The organism is Bacillus sp. AC266 (genome assembly GCF_979253805.1).
In genome coordinates, this window is the sequence record NZ_CEEDEC010000003.1 from 511,448 (window position 1) to 529,782 (window position 18,335).

Consider the following 18,335-nt stretch of genomic DNA (forward strand, 5'->3'; position numbering starts at 1 on the left):
TAATTTATAAGACATTCCCCAGTGTCTTGAACAGCTTTCCATCCCTAATTAAATTGACATAAATTGTCCCCTTCCTTGACCATCCTATATGTGATGGTCTTATTTTTTTATTCTTTCTATCTTTTATTTGAAACTCCCTCTCTCTTTCACTCCATGTTCACAAGAGGATCACATCCACCTTTTATAGTATATGTATCGAAGCTGTTCCTCCCTAATTTATAAGACATTCCCCAGTGTCTTTGAATAGCTTCCATCCCTAATTAAATTGACATAAATTGTCCCCTTCCCTTGACCATCCTATATGTGATGGTCTTATTTTTTATGCTCTCTTTCTTCTTACTTAAAACTCCCTCTCTCTTTCACTCTATGTTCACACCAAGGTCACATCCAACTTTTATAGTATATGTATCGAAGCTGTTCCTCCCTAATTTATAAGACATTCCCCAGTGTCTTGAACAGCTTTCCATCCCTAATTAAATTGACATAAATTGTCCCCTTCCTTTGACCATCCTATATGTGATGGTCTTATTTTTTTATTCTCTCTTTCTTCTTACTTAAAACTCCCTCTCTCTTTCACTCTATGTTCACATCTATCTTTTATAGTATATGTATCGAAGCTGTTCTTCCCTAATTTATAAGACATTCCCCAGTGTCTTTGAATAGCTTCCATCCCTAATTAAATTGATATAAATTGTCCCCTTCCCTAGGCCATCATGTGATGGTCTATTTTTTTTCCAAATACATAAATGTATTCTTTCCACATATTTCAGCAAAACTGGACTATATACATTGAAACAGACATTTTTATACTAAATATTCAGAAAATATTGTCAAAATAGGTATTTTTTCGGTATAATTAATTTAGAAAGCAATTTTACAAAAACAAAAGGGGGGTTTTTATTGAAACAAACAAAGGCAATCTTAATTGCATTATTTCTCGGTCTAGTTGTCGGACTCACTTTAAATTTAGCTGCTCCATCTATTTTTGAGCCATTGAATCAATATGCATTCAATCCACTTGGTCAACTGTTTATTCGCCTTATTAAAATGCTAGTTGTTCCTGTTGTGTTCATTTCTATCGTACTTGGGGCTGCTGGTCTTGGAGATCCGAAACAACTTGGAAGAATTGGTTTAAAATCAATTTCATTCTTTCTCGTAACAACAGCTGTCGCTATCTCTATTGCAGTTACATTTGCACTTATCATAAAACCAGGAGCTGGCGGTAACTTTAAAACAGACGGGCTTAAGTATGAAGGTGCAAAAACTGAAACATCTTTCGTTGATACATTGCTGAATATTGTGCCAGATAATCCAGCAAAAGCGATGGCTGATGGGAACATGCTACAAATTATTGCCTTTGCCGCATTGATCGGACTCGGTTTAGCTGTTTTAGGAAAACGAGTTCAAGGTGTCCATTCATTACTTGAACAGGGCAACGAATTAATGATGTATCTTGTTAATCTCGTCATGAAATTAGCTCCAATCGGAACATTCGGGTTGCTCGCTTCGTCCGTTGGTAAAATGGGTCTTGCAGGCGTCGCTGCGATGTTCAAGTATATGATTGTCGTTATGTTGGTACTCATCATTCACGGTGTCTTCGTATACGGCGGCTTATTAAAGGTACTAGCCAAAGAAAGTATTATTCGTTTCTTTAAACATTTCGGTCCGGTAATGGCAATTGGGTTTAGTACATCTAGCTCTAATGCGTCCCTTCCATTTGCCATGAAAACCGCCCAAGAAAAACTTGGAGTTCCAAAAGCGATAAGCTCTTTTGTACAACCACTAGGTGCAACGATTAATATGGATGGTACTGCTATTATGCAAGGGGTAGCAACTGTATTTATCGCTCAAGTATACGGCGTTGAACTTACATTACCACAATTAGCTATGGTCGTATTAACTGCTGTACTAGCTAGTATCGGTACTGCAGGTGTACCAGGTGTTGGACTAGTAATGCTTACGATGGTTTTAAATCAAGTAAATCTACCAGTAGAAGGCATTGCTTTAATTATCGGTATTGACCGCATTCTAGATATGTCTAGAACTGCTGTAAATATTTCCGGTGATGCAATTTGTGCAATGATTGTTGCAAAATCAGAAGAAAAATATAATACGGATCAATCTGCAGCATCTTAAATCAAAAAAGGAGTGAATCATTTCACTCCTTTTTTGATTTACTTCCTTTTTTCGAACGATATTCTTTTCCTTTATTATCATTTCCCGTTTCAAATTCAGTACTAAACTCCTGCTGGAATTGCCCTGATTTTGGTGAACCTTGATTTCCACTTCCTTGACTACCATTACGATTCGTCATATTTCTCCCTCCTTCCTTTATTAGTAGTATGGCGCTCTATCTTTTTTCATACACATTTTATTTTTTATCATCTATTACACACAGAAGAAGACCTTCCATATATGAGGAAGGTCTTCTTTTTAATTAGGTAAGCGTTTTCTTATTTGCAATTATTTAAATAAGTTTTTTAGAAATAGATATCATTATATCCATTTCATCTTCTGAAAGTGCGGAAAATCTTTCTTGTAAATATTTCTTTTTCTCACCTTCCATTTTCGCAACTAACTCTTTCCCTTGTTCTGTAATCTCTAAATATACAACTCGGCGATCTGATGTAGAACGTGAACGAGTTACAAAGCCTTTATTAATTAATTTTTCTGTAACAGCTGTAATATGACTATTCGACACATTTAACTCATTAGCTACACGTGAGACCATTTCTTTATTCGTACGGTTCAATATTCTAAGGACAATGAACTCATTCCACGGTATGTAACCACCAAATATTTTTCCAATATCATTACGCAACGTGCGAAACATTGCAAAAACATTTGTCGATAGTTCTTCCATTAATTGTTCTCGATTTTGAGACAACTTTGACAGCCCCTTTTATTTAATTTAGTTAAATAAAAACCTTATTAATAATTTTACACGAAATCTTACTTTTTGTCACCTTATTTCCCCATAATTCGTAGTTTTTTAATAGATATTTCATGGTACAATGAAATTGATTTTCCAGAAAAAGGAGTTGGGGTAATGAGTGAAGAAGACAAACTTTCTAATCTCAGTCTAAAAGATAAGACTATTATTATTAGTGTTGTTATTCTTATTCTCATTATATTCTTTGCATTTATATTTTTTGTATATGTGGGAATCTTTCATATTACAGGTATAGAATATTCATCAAGAACAGCTCTACTACTCTTTTTTTTACTCATTCTTTTATTAGACGGTATTACATATTTTATATTCATTTTCTTTAAAGTGCTCCTACATCCAATGATGACAAGTCTGCCCAATTGGCTCTCAATTGCTCTGCTCTCTATAATTGAAATTACGTTAGATTGGTTTGTCATACATACCGCCGATGACTGGATAGAGAGTGTACAAATGCCCAACATAGCTGAATTATGTGTCGCACTATTCCTTTACACACTAAATAAATTATTTAGTGATAAGAAAGAGTAAGAATACAAGCTTTTCTATATAAAAATTGGTACAATAAAAATAAATCATACTAAAGAGGTGTTACTTATGAACTTACTACAATGGGCTGATAAAGGCATGTCCTTTGATACATATGTGAATGAAATGAAAGTAAACCAATACGAGCTACTACACATTTACAATAACTTTTTAATTCCAAATGAATTACTTCCAGTTTTAGAAGAACGTCAAAATGATGGCTGGCGCGTTATCGTATTAACAGCTGACTGGTGCGGCGACGCTCTTTTATGTGTACCTGTTATGAAACGAATTTCTGAAGTTGCAAATATTGATATGCGTTTATTAATTCGCGATGAAAACTTAGAGTTAATGGATCAATACTTAACAAACGGAACAGCACGTGCGATTCCAATCTTTATTTTCATTGATAAAGACGGAAATGAACAAGCCGTCTTTGGACCACGAGCTCCAAAAGTACAAGAATTAGTAACTTCAATGCGCGCTACATTACCTGAAAAAGAAGATCCAACATTCGAAGAGAAACAAAAAGAAATGTATGCTAATTTCCGTGCTACATTAGCTGATGATACTTCTCTTTGGGAACATGTAATGGAAAGCATGATTGAGAAAGTAGTAAAATAAAAAACCTGCCGATTTCGGCAGGTTTTTTTATTACATAATGAAGAAATAGAATACCGCAGCTAAAATGAAACGATAGTAAGCGAACGGTGTTAGTTTTACACGAGCTAATAATTTTAAGAATGAAACGATTGCAAGCAACGCAACAACGAATGCTGTAATAAATCCAGTTGCAAATAACGTTATATCAGCCGAGCTTAATATATCCCAGCTTTTAATTAAATCTAAGCCACTTGCAGCTACCATCATTGGTACTGCTAAAATAAATGTATATTCAGCCGCCGCTGTATGTGACACGCGAGCTAATAAACCACCACTTATTGTAGAACCAGAACGAGAAAATCCTGGCCAAAGCGCTAAACATTGGAACATCCCAATTGTAAATGCTTGCTTATATGTGATTTCATCTAACGTTCTTGCTGTACTTGGTTTTGAAAACTTCTCAGCAACAATCATTAAAATACCACCAGCTACTAAACTAATAACAACCGGTCCTGGACCGAATAAAACTTCTTTAATTGCGCTATGGAATAGTACGCCGAGTATGCCGGCAGGAATCATCCCGATAATAATATGTAATAAATTTAAAGATGGTCCATCAGTTACTTTCCCTATTCCAACTAATGACCATAAACGTTTCCAAAATATAACAACAACTGCTAAAATCGATCCCAACTGAATAACAACTTCGAAAACTTTCGCTCTATCGTCTTCAAATCCAATTAAGTGTCCTGTTAAAATCATATGTCCTGTTGATGATACTGGTAAAAACTCTGTTAAACCTTCAACAGCACCCATGATTAATCCAATTAACCAATCAGCCACAAGTAGTGCCTCCTTAATAACGAATATGTAATTTTTTCACACCTTATCATAATACCTTATCCCTTTTCAAAGTGCATCCTTTTTTTATTGATTTCACTTGTTGTATACGCTTATTTCTTTTCTATTTTTTGATTAAATTGTATGATAATAAGAGTTTGTTTTTTACGTTGAAAGGGGATTTTATGAAAGAAACTACTTCATTCTCACAAAAGTTAAAGCAATTTTTATTACTCTTTTTCCCGATTTTTGTAACGCAAATGTCATTATTTGCGATGAGCTTTTTTGATACGACAATGTCAGGACATGCGAGTCCTATTGATTTAGCGGGTGTTGCTATCGGAACAAGTATATGGCTTCCCGTTAGTACCGGCTTAACAGGAATTTTAATGGCTACTACTCCTATTGTTGCACAGCTCGTTGGATCAAAGAAAAAGGAGGACGTTCCCCACATTGTCATACAAGCAGTATATTTAGCAATTTGTGCTAGTTTCGTTGTTATCCTTATCGGATTCTTCGCTGTTTCACCTATTTTAAATGGCATGCAATTAGAAGAACCCGTGGAACGTATTGCAGCACAATTTTTAATTATTATCGCGATTGGAATTATCCCTTTATTTACTTACACCGTTTTACGTGGATTTATTGATGCATTAGGGAAAACTCGAACAACGATGATTATTACATTACTATCATTACCAATTAATGTAGTATTAAATTACTTATTAATTTTTGGTCACTTTGGCTTTCCAAAACTTGGTGGTGTTGGTGCGGCAATCGCTTCTGCAGCAACCTATTGGTGTATTTTAATTATTACGGTTATTATTATTCGTACGAAAGAGCCTTTTGCTTCTTTCAATATCTTTAAACAGTTATACCGCCCTTCCTTTACAATCTGGAAGGAATTCCTGAAACTTGGCGTCCCTATCGGATTTGCTATCTTTTTTGAGACGAGTATTTTCGCTGCGGTAACACTTATGATGAGTAATTTTAGTACGACAACAATAGCAGCACATCAAGCAGCTATGAACTTTGCTTCCTTGTTATATATGACTCCTTTAAGTTTAGCTATGGCAATGACGATAGCAGTCGGATTTGAAGTTGGAGCAAAACGATACAATAATGCGAAACAATATGGATTTATCGGAATTGGGTTAGCCCTTGCTTTCGCTCTTTTATATTCAATCCTTCTCTATTTCTTTGATGATGAAATTGCTTCTATTTATACGACAAATGCAAATGTCCATCATTTAGCTAAAGAATTTCTTATATTCGCGATTTTATTTCAAATTTCAGATGCGATTGCAACTCCAGTACAAGGAGCACTTCGTGGTTATAAAGACGTAAATGTTGCCTTAATTATGACATTAATAGCTTATTGGGTAATAGGTCTACCTCTTGGCTACATGTTAGCAACTTATACTGACTGGGCAGCAAAAGGTTATTGGATCGGTCTTATTATCGGTCTAGCATTTGGAGCAATCTTCCTGCTTATCCGTCTCTTTCAAGTACAAAGAAAATATACAACGCAAAGCAGCCGCTAATGATATAGCGGCTGTTTTCTTCATGCATATTTTTTCTTGTAACGTGTAACATAATGAAAAAGAAAGGTGGATACATATGGACGAAAAACAAAAGAAACAATCATTCGATGAAGAATTCGCCCCTGAAATTTCACCTGGATATCGGCAAGATGTACATAAGCCACCTAAATATAAAAACACTTCTTTTTTAATGGGCATTACCATTTTCGCAGCTGTATTACTCGTGCTCATCATTTTCGTCTATTTTTAAGGAAGGGTGGTCTATTATATGAAGAAACAAGATTCAAATCGTTCAAAAAGAACTGTTAAAACAGAAAAAGGATATGCAGGAGATTCTGTTCATACACTGAAACAAGTTGAGCAAGGAAATTTATACATTGCTCAAAAAGAACTTGGTCAACAAAATGAAAATCTTTAAAGTCCCTCTGCTTCTAGAGGGTTTTTTATTGTACATATTGTTTTTGTTCTAACACCATGAATAAATTATTAACCTTTACAATTTTCATGTCATAATTTAATTTCATTTCACTTCTCTTGCCATTTTCAATACCAGTAACGTACGCTACAGTATGATAGCGAAAACTCTCATCTGTCTCTTCACGTATCTCTTCGTTTGTAAATTTATACTCTAAATCCCGAAAACGGTTTGGGTAATAATTTTCTATTAACTGTTCATACCCTCTATTTACAAATATTTCTTCACCTTTTCGTTTCACATCTTCTTTATTATTAAACTCAAACACTGATAATTGCACTGTCACAAAGTGTTCTCCTATCATTTTCATTTCTTTATCAGTTAAAGTTTCTATACTTTTGTTCTTTAATTCCTTATTTAACTCGTAGCGATCTATCGGTTTAAAGGTAGCAAAAACCTCCTCTTTATATGGCCAAAACAATCCAAAAGCGATACATAGAGAAATGATTAATATTCTTTTCTTCGTAATGCACCCCACCCTCCTCCATAATGATAGTTATATTTTAACATATAGAAAGAAAATTCTGATATCATAAAGTGGAATAACCTACCTTTAACTTAGAAACGAGGAACAATTATGGACTCTTACAAACAATATATAAAAGAAGCTCTACCAGATCTTTCTATACATTCATATATGCAAAATGAAGAAGGGTGGGATAATATAACGGTTATTATAAATGATGAACTACTATTTCGTTTCCCACGAAAACTTGAATATGCAAACCGAATTCCGTTAGAAAAAGAACTGTGCACAATTCTTTCTCATTCATTACAAGAAATCGAGATTCCTAAGTATCATTTATTGTATAAGAATGATTGTAATACTGTTCCATTTTGCAGCTATTATCCTCTCATTCATGGTGAACCGTTAACAAGTGAACTAGTTGCAAAGCTAGAGAAAAAAGAACTTGAAGTAATTATTACACAATTAGCCACTTTCCTTGCGACTTTACATAGTATTCCTTTAAAACGTACTGAAACGCTAGGGTTCCCTATCGAAAAAACACTTACCTACTGGAAAGAACTACAAACAAAATTAAATCAATATTTTACTAACAGTCTTACTTCATTACAGAAATCAGCCTTAAATCGTTTATTCGAAAATTTCTTTACCTGTATAACTAAATCTACCTTTCAAAATGCAATCATTCATGCTGACTTTACACATCATCACATTTTATTTAACAACCTGCACAAAAACATTTCAGGTGTTATCGATTTTGGAGATGCTCAAATTGGCGATCCCGCTTTTGATTTTGCTGGGCTATATTATGATTTCGGTCGTGAGTTTACTACATCTGTATATGAACAATACAGTGCACTTATTTCTCACCGCGATCCATTTCTCATTCACCGCATCACTACCTTTTATCAATACAGCCCTTTACTACATAACCTTATTTATAACATTGAAACAAACAACGAAATAATATTAAAGAAGAATGAAGAACAGCTTAAAGCAATACTACAGGGACGAGATTAAATTCTCTCCCTATACTCTCTCTCCTCATACATCATTAACTTTTTATCAATTTCAACAATAACTTTATACAATTGAAACGCCTGTAAAATTTGCAGTTGAATTCCAAAAGGAGCATTCTGTTCTTTTAACCATTGAAATACTGCCGTTTCATCTTTCATTGATTATTCCTCCTCTTATTAAAATCTGCTACTCATATACCGTAAATGATGAAAAGCTTTTCATGTCAATAATAAAAAGGATGCAAAATTGCATCCTTTAATGTACTATATTTCTCTTCTGCTTCGCTTCTTTCTTTACTTCTTCCCTTTGGCATTCACTACGAAACGCACAACTCATACACTCAGAACGAAAATGACGCTCTGTATAGTGCTCAGGTTGCTGCAACATTTCTTTCATTCTAAATAAATCATCCATTCCAGTTATAATATCTTCCTGCTTTGGAATGTACTCATACTTAGTCCCTTCTATTAAATTAATAACTTCAATTTTCCCCGGAAGAATACCGAAAGCTTTATAACTGAATACTGTCATTAGCTTCTGACAAAGAGCAAGCATTTCCTCATCCGCATCGACAACATACTTTTTAATTACAAACGATTCAGCACTCCACTCACCAACTTCAAATGTCAATGACATGTGGACACCTAACTCTTCCATATATGTTTGAAACTTCTCATATAAAAATAACGGCGGTGCCTGACTATCATCCCTTTCAACAAACTGTAATAAGTGATCAGTTAGCTTCGCTAAAACAATATAGTACTCCGCCTTTGAAGCAAACATATTGTTCCTTACTTTTTTCCAATACTTTTCTATTAATATTAAAAGTACAATTTTCGTTTGTTGGCCCGCAGGTAGCGTGTAATATTCATTAATAATTTGATTCACAATCATTTGCGCTATTTGTTGCCATTCAAATGAAGAAGGTTCTCTTCTTTTTATATGACGGAAATAAAATTTATGCGGACAACGCATAAAATCATACAAATGGTAATCTGTCATCGTTTTGATTGAGATTTTCTCATGCAATTGCTCTTCATCTCCCTTCTGCCATTAAGAAAGGTGTTTTACGAATTCAGCTCCAAACTGTAAACATTTTTCTACATCTTCATCTTCTGGCGTTAATTCTACTTTCAATCCTTCTAACACAACTGCTGCCCCGCGCTCCTGCAGCTTTTCTATTAAAATATCAACCGCTACCCCGTATTTCGGATAAGCCGAATCACAAGAACCGAATGCAGCTGCTTTTTTACCAGTTAAGTTAATAGAATTCATTGCATCATAAAAATCTAAAAAATCATCAGGAAGATCACCATCTCCCCAAGTATAAGCGCCTAAAATAATCCCGTCATATTGCTCTAATATAGAAGCTTCTGGTGTATCCATAATATCAATTACTTCAATCTCATTTTCTGTTTCACGAATCGCACCCGCAATATGGTCAGCCATTTCCTCTGTATTTCCACTCATACTTGCAAAAATCATTACTAACTTACTCAACTGAACCTCTCCTTTTACCTTGTATCTCTTTTTCTGTTTGAAGCGTACTCTTCTCATCTACATATTCAGAACGAATTACATTTCGTTGCCATTCAATATGCTTATCAACATCTTTATTTTTTAATCCCCTTCGTAAAAGGTGAAATGTTTTTCTCATTAAGGTTCCTCATCTGTTTCATTGATAATAATTATCAATTTCAATTATATCATTAGATTAATTGAAATCGATTATCAAAGTCAATAACTATTTTTTAAAAAATAGTTATAATGTACAAGCTTGTCCGTTAGCTATTCATATACTATAAATGAGCATAGTTCTTTCTCAGCCCTCTCTGACGGAAGAAATAAAAGCAACTGCAATAGAGTGCAGTTGCCTTTTTTTATGCTTTATCAGTTTCTAGTAGTCTTATAGTTGTCTCTAAAAATAGTTCCACTCCATTAATTAAAGCCGATTCATCCACATCAAATTTCGGATGATGATGTGGATAACAAGTATCAATATTTTTATTCCCTGTTCCTAATTTAATGAAACAACCAGGTGCTTTTCTTAAATACGCTGAAAAATCTTCTCCTCCCATAGAAGGTTCAAGATGCACAATACGCTGATTTCCGAACAATTTTATCGCACTTTTTTCTACTATTTTCGTAATGTACTCATTATTAACAACTGGATCATATCCGTAACGATACGTATATGTATAATCTCCCCCATGTGCTTCTGTAATTCCTTTTACAATTTGCTCAATTTTCTCTTTTGCTTCCTCTCTTAATGTTTGATTAAAAGATCGAACAGTTCCCATTAAAGCTGCTGCACTAGGAATGATATTATCGGCCATCCCCCCATGAAATTGTGTAACTGACACTACTCTATGCATAAAAGCACTTGTATTTCTTGATACGATATGTTGTAAATTTGTAATAATTTGTGCTCCGATAGCAATAGGATCTATCGTTTCTTCTGGTCGTGCCGCGTGACCACCCTTTCCTAAAATTTCAATTGTAAATACGTCTGGTGCTGCCATCATAGGGCCATATACAATTCCTATCTTTCCACTTTCTAATCCAGACATAACGTGCAAACCTACTACATAATCGACACCGTCCATAACACCGGCCTCCACCATTTCTTGTCCACCACCGGGATACACTTCCTCTGCGTGCTGAAAGAACAGGCGGATTTCGCCTGCAAAATCTTCCTTCATATTTGCTATCGTCTCTGCTGTACTTAATAAAATAGCTGCGTGAGCATCATGCCCGCATGCATGCATTATTCCTTTATGCACAGACGTATAAGGTTTCCTTGTCTCCTCTTGGATTGGTAAAGCATCTATATCAGCTCGAATCGCAACTACTTTTCCTTGTTGCCTTCCTCTTTTAATTGCTAGCACACTGTACTGCGTTGGTCTCGTTACTTCAAAAGAAGAAAATGAGCATAATGTTTCATATATAAATTGCGAAGTTTCTTTTTCATGAAACGATAATTCCGGATACTTATGGAAATGCCGTCTCCATTTAATGATATTTTCCTCTGAAATAAAACTCCTCCACTCTCTTTTCATAATAATTACCTCCTTTTAAAAGGCTCTATACCTTGAAAATGTACTAAGTACCCAGTGATTATTAACCCACTCCAATTCAGGAATAACAAAACAAATATTATATTTTCCCGCCTTCTCACAATCCACTTTTATACATTCACACAATCCACTTCCTATTTACATGTCAAACCCATTACAAATTCATGCTGAATGTAATATAATTGCTAAGTTAGGGATTTTCTTTTTTAGTATTTAGTGCTAATATCAGAAAAGAGCCTTTTGACTTATTTTTACCTAAAATGTGGGATTTTGTTTTTTTCACAATAATGTAGGACATGATACCTACAAAGAGCTATTATTTCATTAAGCGAGGGAAAGACATGGAAAGATTAAAAGAGATATGGTCTCAACCACTCACACAATGGGTTGCAAAGACGGTTTATTACCTTGCAATTTTATTTGCATTGCTTTGGTTGTATGGATTCCATGATACAAACACAAGTACATTTATTTACAACGAATTTTAGGGTGGGAACGTTATGAAGTTATTAGAACAAATTGAAAAGTGGGCTGTAGAAACGCCTGATCAAACCGCTTTTGTTTGGCGAGATGCGAAAATTACGTACAAACAATTAAAGGAAGATTCTGATGCGTTAGCACATTGGATTTCTTCTGAGTATCCAGATGATCGTTCACCAATTATGGTTTATGGCCATATGCAACCTGAAATGATTATTAACTTTTTAGGTTGTGTAAAAGCTGGACATGCTTACATTCCTGTAGATTTATCTATCCCAGCTGATCGCGTACAACGTATCGCTGAAAATTCTGGTGCGAAATTACTTTTATCAGGAACTGAAGTAACTGTAACTGATTTACCAGTTCGCATTGTAAGTGAAGACAACTTAAAAGATATTTTCTTTACTCATAAAGGGAACATTCCAAATCCTGAACATGCGGTAAAAGGTGATGAGAACTTCTACATTATTTACACATCAGGAAGTACAGGTAATCCGAAAGGGGTTCAGATTACTTATAACTGTCTTGTTAGCTTTACAAAATGGGCTGTAGAAGATTTCAACTTACAAACAGGGCAAGTATTCTTAAATCAAGCACCTTTCTCATTCGATTTATCTGTAATGGATATTTACCCATCGTTAGTAACAGGTGGTACACTTTGGGCAATCGATAAAGATATGATTGCACGTCCAAAAGACTTGTTTGCTTCTTTAGAGCAATCGGATATACAAGTATGGACTTCGACACCATCTTTCGCAGAAATGTGTTTAATGGAAGCCTCTTTCTCTGAAAGTATGCTACCAAACATGAAAACATTCTTATTCTGCGGTGAAGTGTTACCAAATGAAGTAGCTAGAAAATTAATTGAGCGTTTCCCGAAAGCAGCAATTATGAATACGTACGGTCCAACAGAAGCTACTGTTGCTGTAACAGGCATTCACGTTACAGAAGAAGTGCTTGATCAATACAAATCACTTCCAGTTGGCTACTGTAAATCAGACTGTCGCCTTCTTATTATGAAAGAAGATGGTACAATTGCACCTGACGGTGAAAAAGGTGAAATCGTAATTGTCGGTCCAAGCGTAAGCGTTGGCTATTTAGGAAGCCCTGAATTAACAGAAAAAGTATTTACCATGATTGATGGTGAGCGTGCCTATAAAACAGGTGATGCTGGCTATGTAGAAAATGGTCTTCTATTCTATAATGGTCGTCTTGATTTCCAAATTAAGCTTCATGGTTATCGAATGGAATTAGAAGAAATCGAACATCATCTTCGCGCGTGTTCTTACGTAGAAGGTGCAGTTGTTGTTCCAATTAAAAAAGGTGAAAAATATGATTACTTATTAGCGGTTGTTGTTCCTGGAGAGCATTCGTTTGAAAAAGAATTCAAATTAACATCTGCAATCAAAAAAGAACTCAATGAGCGATTACCAAATTACATGATTCCACGTAAATTCATGTATCACTCTTCTATTCCAATGACACCAAATGGAAAGGTAGATCGCAAAAAATTATTGAGTGAGGTTACAGCATGACCGCATATGGATCATTTTATTTTTTCGCTATAGTAGGCATTTTATTAATACCTACTATCATAGCTGGATTAAAAGGTAAAATGTTGCGTAAATATAATGCCGTTTTAACATTAGTAATGCTCGTTATTATCTTCTCTGATAAACCGAAGCAAGCAATCATGTTAGCCGCATTTATTATTTGGCAATATGCCCTTATTAAAGGCTATTTAATTTTAAGAAAACAAAATAATAGTACATTCACGTTTTGTATAGCTGTTATTTTATCGATTTTACCGCTTATTTTGGCAAAAATCGCACCGTTTGTACCTGAATTGCATTTTATTGTTTTCGCAGGTATGTCTTACGTAACATTTAGAGCTGTACAGATGGTCTTTGAAGTTCGTGATAATTTAATTAAAGAACTTTCCTTCTTTAATTTCTGGGAATTCGTTTTATTCTTCCCTGCGATTTCAAGTGGACCTATCGATCGTTACCGTAGATTCCAAAAAGATATTCAAAAGCCGCCTAGTGCTGAGGAATATCAAAAGTTACTATATACAGGGATTAACCGTATTTTCCAAGGTTTTCTGTATAAATTTATAATCGCGCACTTGATAACAACATATCTTGTAAAGGCAGTATTCGCCAATCAAGATACACTTTTATCTAATGTGATTTTTATGTACGCTACTAGCATGCAGTTATTCTTTGACTTTGCAGGTTATAGTGCATTCGTAATTGGTATCAGTTACATGATGGGAATTAAAACTCCAGAAAACTTTAATAAGCCATTCATTAGTCGTAACATTAAAGACTTCTGGAACCGCTGGCATATGAGTTTATCATTCTGGTTCCGTGATTTTATTTACATGCGTTTCGTCTTTTTTGCAACGAAGAAAAAGTTAATTAAGAACCGTTACACAATTTCGTATATCGGTGCATTTTTAAACTTTTTCATTATGGGAATTTGGCACATCCAAGGAAGCGCTGTTGCGCAATATGTTATTTATGGTCTATATCATGCCGCACTGTTTATTTTATTCGATATTTTCGAACGAAAAAACAAGAAGCATAAGTTTTGGCCAAACAATAAATTTACACACGTCCTTGCGATTGTAATTACGTTCCACGTTGTATGTTTCGGTTTCCTGATCTTCTCTGGACACCTTAACAGATACTTTTAATGCACCCTTCTTATACTATTAAGAAGTTGCACATATAATATATTTCGGATATAAAGGAGATTTTAAAAATGGCAGAATTCAAAGAGCAAGTATTAGATATTTTAGAAGAAGTATGTGAAAACGATATTGTGAAAGAAAACTTAGATGTTCAATTATTTGAAGAAGGTATTCTTGATTCTTTCGCTGTAGTATCTTTATTAGTAGAATTCCAAGAGCGTTTAGAGATTGAAGTTTCTATTTCTGATTTTGACCGCGATGAGTGGGCTACACCAAATATGGTTATTAAAAAGTTAGAAGAAATCCGATGAACAAAGTGAAATTTGGTCCGATGCTTTTAGCATTGGCCCTTTTTGCTGTATTCTTACTTATTCCTACGCGCTTCCTACTCCCACTTTTAAGTGATGAGAAAGTAGAACAAGCTGCGACTTCTTTAAAAGAAGAAAAGATTCAAAGTATGATTTTACAGCAAAAGATGTTAGCAGACCCGAAATATCTTCCGATGTACGGTTCATCGGAATTCGCACGTATGGATGCTTTCCATCCATCGAATTATTTCAAAGTAAAGCCTGAAGGATTCACACCATTCCTACTTGGGCGCGGTGGAACACAAGACCTTGTACATGTATTAAACTTCACATCTACAATGGATCAATTGAAAGATAAGAAAATGATATTCGTTCTTTCTCCGCAATGGTTTGTACCACAAGGTATTGATGAGACACACTTTGCACCTAACTTTTCAAAACAACAAGGTTACCACTTCATTTTCAACGATGATTTAAAACCTGAAATGAAAAAACAAATTGCAAAACGCTTATTAAACTTTGAGATTGTTAAAAAAGAAACTTTATTAAAAATTTCGCTTGAAGGTATCGCCTACGATGATACAAAGTATAAAGTAAAAGCACTTGCTGCTAAACCTTTCGCTTATATTTATCGTAACATTCTAGATCGTAAAGATTTATTTACAGTTATGTTTAATATTAAGCCGCATAAAGAACAGCTTGATCCATCATTGAAACAAATGAACTGGGAAGAAGCTCGTAAGCATGCTGATCAAACAGGTGCAGTAGAATCAAGCTCCAACGAATATGGTATCGAAGATGATTACTTCAATAGCAAAATTAAGAAGAAATTAAAACAACGTGAAGGTTACTTAAAAAATGATGCTTATGACCAATCACCAGAATATGAAGATTTACAAATTGTACTTGATTTATTAAAACAATCTGGCGCAAAACCGCTCTTCATTTCTGTTCCTGTAAAAGGTCCTTGGTATGATTACGCTGGCTTCCCGAAAGAAAAACGCGAATTATACTACAATAAAGTTCATGAGCAAATTAAGCAAGCTGGCTATCCAATTGCTGATTTCTCAAATCATGAATATGATAAGTACTTCTTAAAAGATCATATGCACTTAGGTTGGAAAGGCTGGGTTTACATCGACGAAGCTATCCAACAATTTTATAAAGCAAACTAACGAAAAGACCGCTTGAATTATTCAAGTGGTCTTTTTTTATATACATCTTGTAATTGTTCAATTACGTTCTCTGCTTCTTTCATGACACGTTTCACTACGTGCTGAGCTGATTCCGTTCGCGCTAATGATGATGCTTGTCCCGCCCAAAGCGACATATACTCTTCCTTATTTTGCTTCGCTGCTTCTTGACGTATTTTTGAAGTTAATACGTTTTGCACTGGATACATTGGTAAATTCTCTTCTCTTCCTTCATGTTTCTCTATAAATTCATTACGAATACCCCGTGCATATTTCCCGGAAAACGCACGGGTTACCGTTGTACTCGTATCTGTACTATGTAAAATCGCCTCTTTATACACGTCATGCGTAATACTTTCTTCACTCGTTAAAAAGGCTGATCCCATTTGAACAGCTTCTGCCCCTAACGCAAATGCCGCAACAAGCCCTTGCCCATTCATTACACCACCTGCTGCAACAATCGGGATATGAGGTACTTCCGCTACTAATTGCGGGATTAATGCAAATGTACCAATCATCGCATCTTGTTCTTTCCCAATAAACGTTCCTCTATGCCCTCCTGCCTCGCTACCTTGCCCGACAATAATATCTACCCCTAACTTAGCAAGTGCTTTCGCTTCCGCTACATGGGTAGCTGTTCCGATAACTTTTATCCCTTCCTTTTTCAAATCATCTATTTCTTCTTTTTCTAACGTTTGAAATGCAAAACTAACGACTGGTACCTTTTCCTCTAATAATACTTGTAATTGTTCTTTATAGCTTTTTGGAAGTTTTAAAGCCTTTTCTTCCTCTATACCTAATTCTCTATTCACTCCACTAAGTAATACTTTCGCCTCGTTTACCTTCTCTTCTTCTATCTGTATCTCTTTCGTTAAAAGTAAATTAACACCGAAAGGCTTATTTGTTAGTTCCCTTATTTTATAAATCGCTTCACGGATTTGTTCTGGGCTCATATACCCTGCTCCAAGCGTACCTAATCCTCCGCTATTACTCACAGCTGCAACAAGTTCTGACGTTGTAATCGCTCCTGCCATACCTGCTTGAATGATCGGATACTTAATTTGTAATATATCTATTACTCGACTTGTAAACATCATTTTCCCTCCTACTTTCCCTATACCTTCTTTATATGACATGCTTTCCCCTTCTTTTACAAGGATTGAACTTTCGCTCAAGCGAATATATTGAAAGAGAAGGAGGCTGAGAACAATGATTTATCCAAATGCGTTGCAAAAAGGTGATACAGTAATGGTTATTGCACCGTCTGGTCCACCAACACTTGAGAATATATTAAAAGGTGTGAACGTATTACAAGAGATGGGATTATCCGTAATAATTGGAAAGAGTGTTTATGAAAAATATGGATATTTAGCTGGAAGTGATCAAGTTCGTCTTGATGATATACATGAAGCATTTACAAATACTGAGGTCAAAGCAGTCTTTTGTGCACGAGGTGGTTACGGCAGCGCTCGTCTCCTCCCTTACATTCAATATGAAATCATTCAACGGAATCCAAAGATTTTTTGGGGATATAGCGATATTACGGCTTTACATACTGCCTTTTCACGTTATGCGGAGCTGGTTACTTTTCATGGTCCAATGATTGAAGAATTAGGAAAAGGTATAGATTCTCTCTCCTTATCTTCTTTCAATCAACTATTCCATCCGTATTCATCTATCTTATATGCATCAGAATGTATCGTACCTACCTCTCCATGTACAGTTACAGGCACATTAGTTGGAGGGAATTTAACTGTGTTAACAAGTATAATTGGCTCGCCCTATGAGATAAATACGTCAAATAAACTTTTATTGCTTGAAGATATTGGTGAAGAACCGTACCGCATTGACCGGATGTTAAATCAACTACTTTTATCTGGACAGTTTAATGAATGCAGCGGCGTTATTTTTACAAGTTGTCACGACTGCAACCCTTCTAAGCCATCTCAATCATTGCAAACAATATTATATGAATATTTCACGCCATATAATATACCTGTGTTATTCGGTTTACCGATTGGACATATAAGTCCAAATATCGGTATTCCCCTCGGAGCTACAGCAACAATAAATACAACTAACAAAACTGTTTCTATTTCTTCTGGTATAGCCACTCCATGTTCAAATTAAAAAGGAAAAGCTGCTAAGCTTTTCCT

The 18,335-nt window shown here is 35.1% G+C and carries 23 protein-coding genes; 13 read left to right on the forward strand and 10 right to left on the reverse strand.

Features of this window, described 5'->3' with window-relative positions; all coding sequences use genetic code 11:
* Positions 1-900: 900 nt before the first annotated feature.
* Positions 901-2,136: a dicarboxylate/amino acid:cation symporter gene (locus AC0IXC_RS15845; RefSeq protein WP_002030637.1), complete on the forward strand. Its 1,236-nt coding sequence runs from the start codon at positions 901-903 to the stop codon at positions 2,134-2,136.
* 22 nt (positions 2,137-2,158) lie between these two features.
* On the opposite strand, the gene AC0IXC_RS15850 is transcribed toward AC0IXC_RS15845, so the two are convergent.
* Together AC0IXC_RS15850 and AC0IXC_RS15855 are read right to left on the reverse strand one after the other, a co-directional pair.
* Positions 2,159-2,314, reverse strand: a complete 156-nt coding sequence (locus AC0IXC_RS15850) for a hypothetical protein (RefSeq protein ID WP_002011733.1) — start codon at positions 2,312-2,314, stop codon at positions 2,159-2,161.
* A gap of 153 nt (positions 2,315-2,467) precedes the next feature.
* Positions 2,468-2,887 carry a MarR family winged helix-turn-helix transcriptional regulator gene (locus tag AC0IXC_RS15855; protein ID WP_002064429.1) on the reverse strand — a complete coding sequence of 140 codons (420 nt, stop codon included), beginning with the start codon at positions 2,885-2,887 and terminating at the stop codon, positions 2,468-2,470.
* Positions 2,888-3,049: 162 nt separating this feature from the next.
* On the opposite strand from AC0IXC_RS15855, the gene AC0IXC_RS15860 reads away from it, so the two are divergent.
* Both AC0IXC_RS15860 and AC0IXC_RS15865 read left to right on the forward strand, forming a co-directional pair.
* Positions 3,050-3,481 (forward strand): regulatory YrvL family protein, encoded by a 432-nt coding sequence (locus tag AC0IXC_RS15860; protein WP_471653036.1) that lies wholly within the window; start codon positions 3,050-3,052, stop codon positions 3,479-3,481.
* Between the two features lie 33 nt (positions 3,482-3,514).
* Complete coding sequence (locus AC0IXC_RS15865; protein ID WP_078175613.1) at positions 3,515-4,102, forward strand: thioredoxin family protein; 588 nt, start codon at positions 3,515-3,517, stop codon at positions 4,100-4,102.
* 30 nt (positions 4,103-4,132) lie between these two features.
* Here the strand turns inward: AC0IXC_RS15865 and uppP are convergent, their stop codons facing one another.
* Positions 4,133-4,924, reverse strand: coding sequence for a bacitracin resistance undecaprenyl-diphosphatase (gene uppP / locus AC0IXC_RS15870; RefSeq protein WP_088292763.1), 792 nt, complete (start codon positions 4,922-4,924; stop codon positions 4,133-4,135).
* Positions 4,925-5,106: 182 nt separating this feature from the next.
* Between uppP and AC0IXC_RS15875 the strand changes: the two genes are divergently transcribed.
* The 3 genes from AC0IXC_RS15875 to AC0IXC_RS15885 all read left to right on the forward strand — a co-directional run bounded on the left by AC0IXC_RS15875 (position 5,107) and on the right by AC0IXC_RS15885 (position 6,883).
* The gene (locus tag AC0IXC_RS15875; RefSeq protein ID WP_002140955.1) at positions 5,107-6,465 is read left to right on the forward strand and encodes an MATE family efflux transporter; all 1,359 of its coding nucleotides are present in this window, start codon (positions 5,107-5,109) and stop codon (positions 6,463-6,465) included.
* Positions 6,466-6,541: 76 nt separating this feature from the next.
* On the forward strand, positions 6,542-6,715 hold the full coding sequence (locus AC0IXC_RS15880) for a hypothetical protein (protein WP_000343684.1): 174 nt from the start codon (positions 6,542-6,544) through the stop codon (positions 6,713-6,715).
* An 18-nt stretch (positions 6,716-6,733) separates the two neighbouring features.
* On the forward strand, positions 6,734-6,883 hold the full coding sequence (locus tag AC0IXC_RS15885) for a hypothetical protein (protein WP_000743737.1): 150 nt from the start codon (positions 6,734-6,736) through the stop codon (positions 6,881-6,883).
* A 25-nt stretch (positions 6,884-6,908) separates the two neighbouring features.
* On the opposite strand, the gene AC0IXC_RS15890 is transcribed toward AC0IXC_RS15885, so the two are convergent.
* Complete coding sequence (locus tag AC0IXC_RS15890; RefSeq protein WP_215590976.1) at positions 6,909-7,418, reverse strand: biotin transporter BioY; 510 nt, start codon at positions 7,416-7,418, stop codon at positions 6,909-6,911.
* A gap of 99 nt (positions 7,419-7,517) precedes the next feature.
* On the opposite strand from AC0IXC_RS15890, the gene AC0IXC_RS15895 reads away from it, so the two are divergent.
* The gene (locus tag AC0IXC_RS15895; RefSeq protein ID WP_471653037.1) at positions 7,518-8,426 is read left to right on the forward strand and encodes an aminoglycoside phosphotransferase family protein; all 909 of its coding nucleotides are present in this window, start codon (positions 7,518-7,520) and stop codon (positions 8,424-8,426) included.
* Here the strand turns inward: AC0IXC_RS15895 and AC0IXC_RS15900 are convergent.
* The 5 genes from AC0IXC_RS15900 to AC0IXC_RS15920 form a co-directional block, all read right to left on the reverse strand.
* Positions 8,423-8,584 carry a hypothetical protein gene (locus AC0IXC_RS15900; RefSeq protein ID WP_088034946.1) on the reverse strand — a complete coding sequence of 54 codons (162 nt, stop codon included), beginning with the start codon at positions 8,582-8,584 and terminating at the stop codon, positions 8,423-8,425. The two genes, AC0IXC_RS15895 and AC0IXC_RS15900, sit on opposite strands and share 4 nt — an antisense overlap.
* A 97-nt stretch (positions 8,585-8,681) precedes the next feature.
* Complete coding sequence (locus AC0IXC_RS15905) at positions 8,682-9,455, reverse strand: hypothetical protein (protein WP_215590975.1); 774 nt, start codon at positions 9,453-9,455, stop codon at positions 8,682-8,684.
* 24 nt (positions 9,456-9,479) lie between these two features.
* Positions 9,480-9,926 carry a flavodoxin gene (locus AC0IXC_RS15910; RefSeq protein WP_326997670.1) on the reverse strand — a complete coding sequence of 149 codons (447 nt, stop codon included), beginning with the start codon at positions 9,924-9,926 and terminating at the stop codon, positions 9,480-9,482.
* On the reverse strand, positions 9,919-10,083 hold the full coding sequence (locus AC0IXC_RS15915; RefSeq protein WP_002011628.1) for a hypothetical protein: 165 nt from the start codon (positions 10,081-10,083) through the stop codon (positions 9,919-9,921). Before AC0IXC_RS15915 ends, AC0IXC_RS15910 begins: the two co-directional genes overlap by 8 nt.
* 223 nt (positions 10,084-10,306) lie before the next feature.
* The gene (locus tag AC0IXC_RS15920) at positions 10,307-11,485 is read right to left on the reverse strand and encodes an amidohydrolase (protein WP_002030615.1); all 1,179 of its coding nucleotides are present in this window, start codon (positions 11,483-11,485) and stop codon (positions 10,307-10,309) included.
* A gap of 359 nt (positions 11,486-11,844) precedes the next feature.
* Between AC0IXC_RS15920 and AC0IXC_RS15925 the strand changes: the two genes are divergently transcribed.
* From AC0IXC_RS15925 to dltD, 5 genes are all read left to right on the forward strand, one after another.
* On the forward strand, positions 11,845-11,991 hold the full coding sequence (locus AC0IXC_RS15925) for a teichoic acid D-Ala incorporation-associated protein DltX (RefSeq protein WP_002011626.1): 147 nt from the start codon (positions 11,845-11,847) through the stop codon (positions 11,989-11,991).
* Between the two features lie 12 nt (positions 11,992-12,003).
* Positions 12,004-13,518 (forward strand): D-alanine--poly(phosphoribitol) ligase subunit DltA, encoded by a 1,515-nt coding sequence (gene dltA / locus AC0IXC_RS15930; RefSeq protein WP_002140951.1) that lies wholly within the window; start codon positions 12,004-12,006, stop codon positions 13,516-13,518.
* A complete protein-coding gene (gene dltB / locus AC0IXC_RS15935; protein WP_215590974.1) occupies positions 13,515-14,681 on the forward strand; it encodes a D-alanyl-lipoteichoic acid biosynthesis protein DltB in 1,167 nt (388 codons plus the stop codon). Before dltA ends, dltB begins: the two co-directional genes overlap by 4 nt.
* Before the next feature lie 68 nt (positions 14,682-14,749).
* A complete protein-coding gene (gene dltC / locus AC0IXC_RS15940) occupies positions 14,750-14,989 on the forward strand; it encodes a D-alanine--poly(phosphoribitol) ligase subunit DltC (protein WP_002011622.1) in 240 nt (79 codons plus the stop codon).
* Positions 14,986-16,161: a D-alanyl-lipoteichoic acid biosynthesis protein DltD gene (dltD, locus tag AC0IXC_RS15945; protein ID WP_002126231.1), complete on the forward strand. Its 1,176-nt coding sequence runs from the start codon at positions 14,986-14,988 to the stop codon at positions 16,159-16,161. The genes dltC and dltD overlap by 4 nt, the downstream gene beginning before the upstream one ends.
* Before the next feature lie 17 nt (positions 16,162-16,178).
* On the opposite strand, the gene AC0IXC_RS15950 is transcribed toward dltD, so the two are convergent.
* On the reverse strand, positions 16,179-17,315 hold the full coding sequence (locus AC0IXC_RS15950) for an NAD(P)H-dependent flavin oxidoreductase (protein WP_193652738.1): 1,137 nt from the start codon (positions 17,313-17,315) through the stop codon (positions 16,179-16,181).
* 73 nt (positions 17,316-17,388) lie between these two features.
* Here AC0IXC_RS15950 and AC0IXC_RS15955 point away from each other — a divergent pair, with 73 nt between their 5' ends.
* The gene (locus AC0IXC_RS15955) at positions 17,389-18,309 is read left to right on the forward strand and encodes a S66 peptidase family protein (protein ID WP_002011617.1); all 921 of its coding nucleotides are present in this window, start codon (positions 17,389-17,391) and stop codon (positions 18,307-18,309) included.
* Positions 18,310-18,335: the final 26 nt, after the last annotated feature.

What these genes read in the sequence shown, in the direction of transcription:
- dltA (WP_002140951.1), top strand. Translation starts at nt 12,004, where the DNA reads ATGAAGTTATTAGAACAAATTGAAAAGTGGGCTGTAGAAACGCCTGAT.
- dltB (WP_215590974.1), top strand. Translation starts at nt 13,515, where the DNA reads ATGACCGCATATGGATCATTTTATTTTTTCGCTATAGTAGGCATTTTA.
- AC0IXC_RS15915 (WP_002011628.1), bottom strand. Translation starts at nt 10,083, where the DNA reads ATGAGAAAAACATTTCACCTTTTACGAAGGGGATTAAAAAATAAAGAT.
- AC0IXC_RS15950 (WP_193652738.1), bottom strand. Translation starts at nt 17,315, where the DNA reads ATGTCATATAAAGAAGGTATAGGGAAAGTAGGAGGGAAAATGATGTTT.
- AC0IXC_RS15955 (WP_002011617.1), top strand. Translation starts at nt 17,389, where the DNA reads ATGATTTATCCAAATGCGTTGCAAAAAGGTGATACAGTAATGGTTATT.
- dltD (WP_002126231.1), top strand. Translation starts at nt 14,986, where the DNA reads ATGAACAAAGTGAAATTTGGTCCGATGCTTTTAGCATTGGCCCTTTTT.
- AC0IXC_RS15895 (WP_471653037.1), top strand. Translation starts at nt 7,518, where the DNA reads ATGGACTCTTACAAACAATATATAAAAGAAGCTCTACCAGATCTTTCT.
- AC0IXC_RS15850 (WP_002011733.1), bottom strand. Translation starts at nt 2,314, where the DNA reads ATGACGAATCGTAATGGTAGTCAAGGAAGTGGAAATCAAGGTTCACCA.
- AC0IXC_RS15860 (WP_471653036.1), top strand. Translation starts at nt 3,050, where the DNA reads ATGAGTGAAGAAGACAAACTTTCTAATCTCAGTCTAAAAGATAAGACT.
- AC0IXC_RS15925 (WP_002011626.1), top strand. Translation starts at nt 11,845, where the DNA reads ATGGAAAGATTAAAAGAGATATGGTCTCAACCACTCACACAATGGGTT.
- AC0IXC_RS15875 (WP_002140955.1), top strand. Translation starts at nt 5,107, where the DNA reads ATGAAAGAAACTACTTCATTCTCACAAAAGTTAAAGCAATTTTTATTA.
- AC0IXC_RS15920 (WP_002030615.1), bottom strand. Translation starts at nt 11,485, where the DNA reads ATGAAAAGAGAGTGGAGGAGTTTTATTTCAGAGGAAAATATCATTAAA.
- dltC (WP_002011622.1), top strand. Translation starts at nt 14,750, where the DNA reads ATGGCAGAATTCAAAGAGCAAGTATTAGATATTTTAGAAGAAGTATGT.
- AC0IXC_RS15900 (WP_088034946.1), bottom strand. Translation starts at nt 8,584, where the DNA reads ATGAAAGATGAAACGGCAGTATTTCAATGGTTAAAAGAACAGAATGCT.
- AC0IXC_RS15885 (WP_000743737.1), top strand. Translation starts at nt 6,734, where the DNA reads ATGAAGAAACAAGATTCAAATCGTTCAAAAAGAACTGTTAAAACAGAA.
- AC0IXC_RS15880 (WP_000343684.1), top strand. Translation starts at nt 6,542, where the DNA reads ATGGACGAAAAACAAAAGAAACAATCATTCGATGAAGAATTCGCCCCT.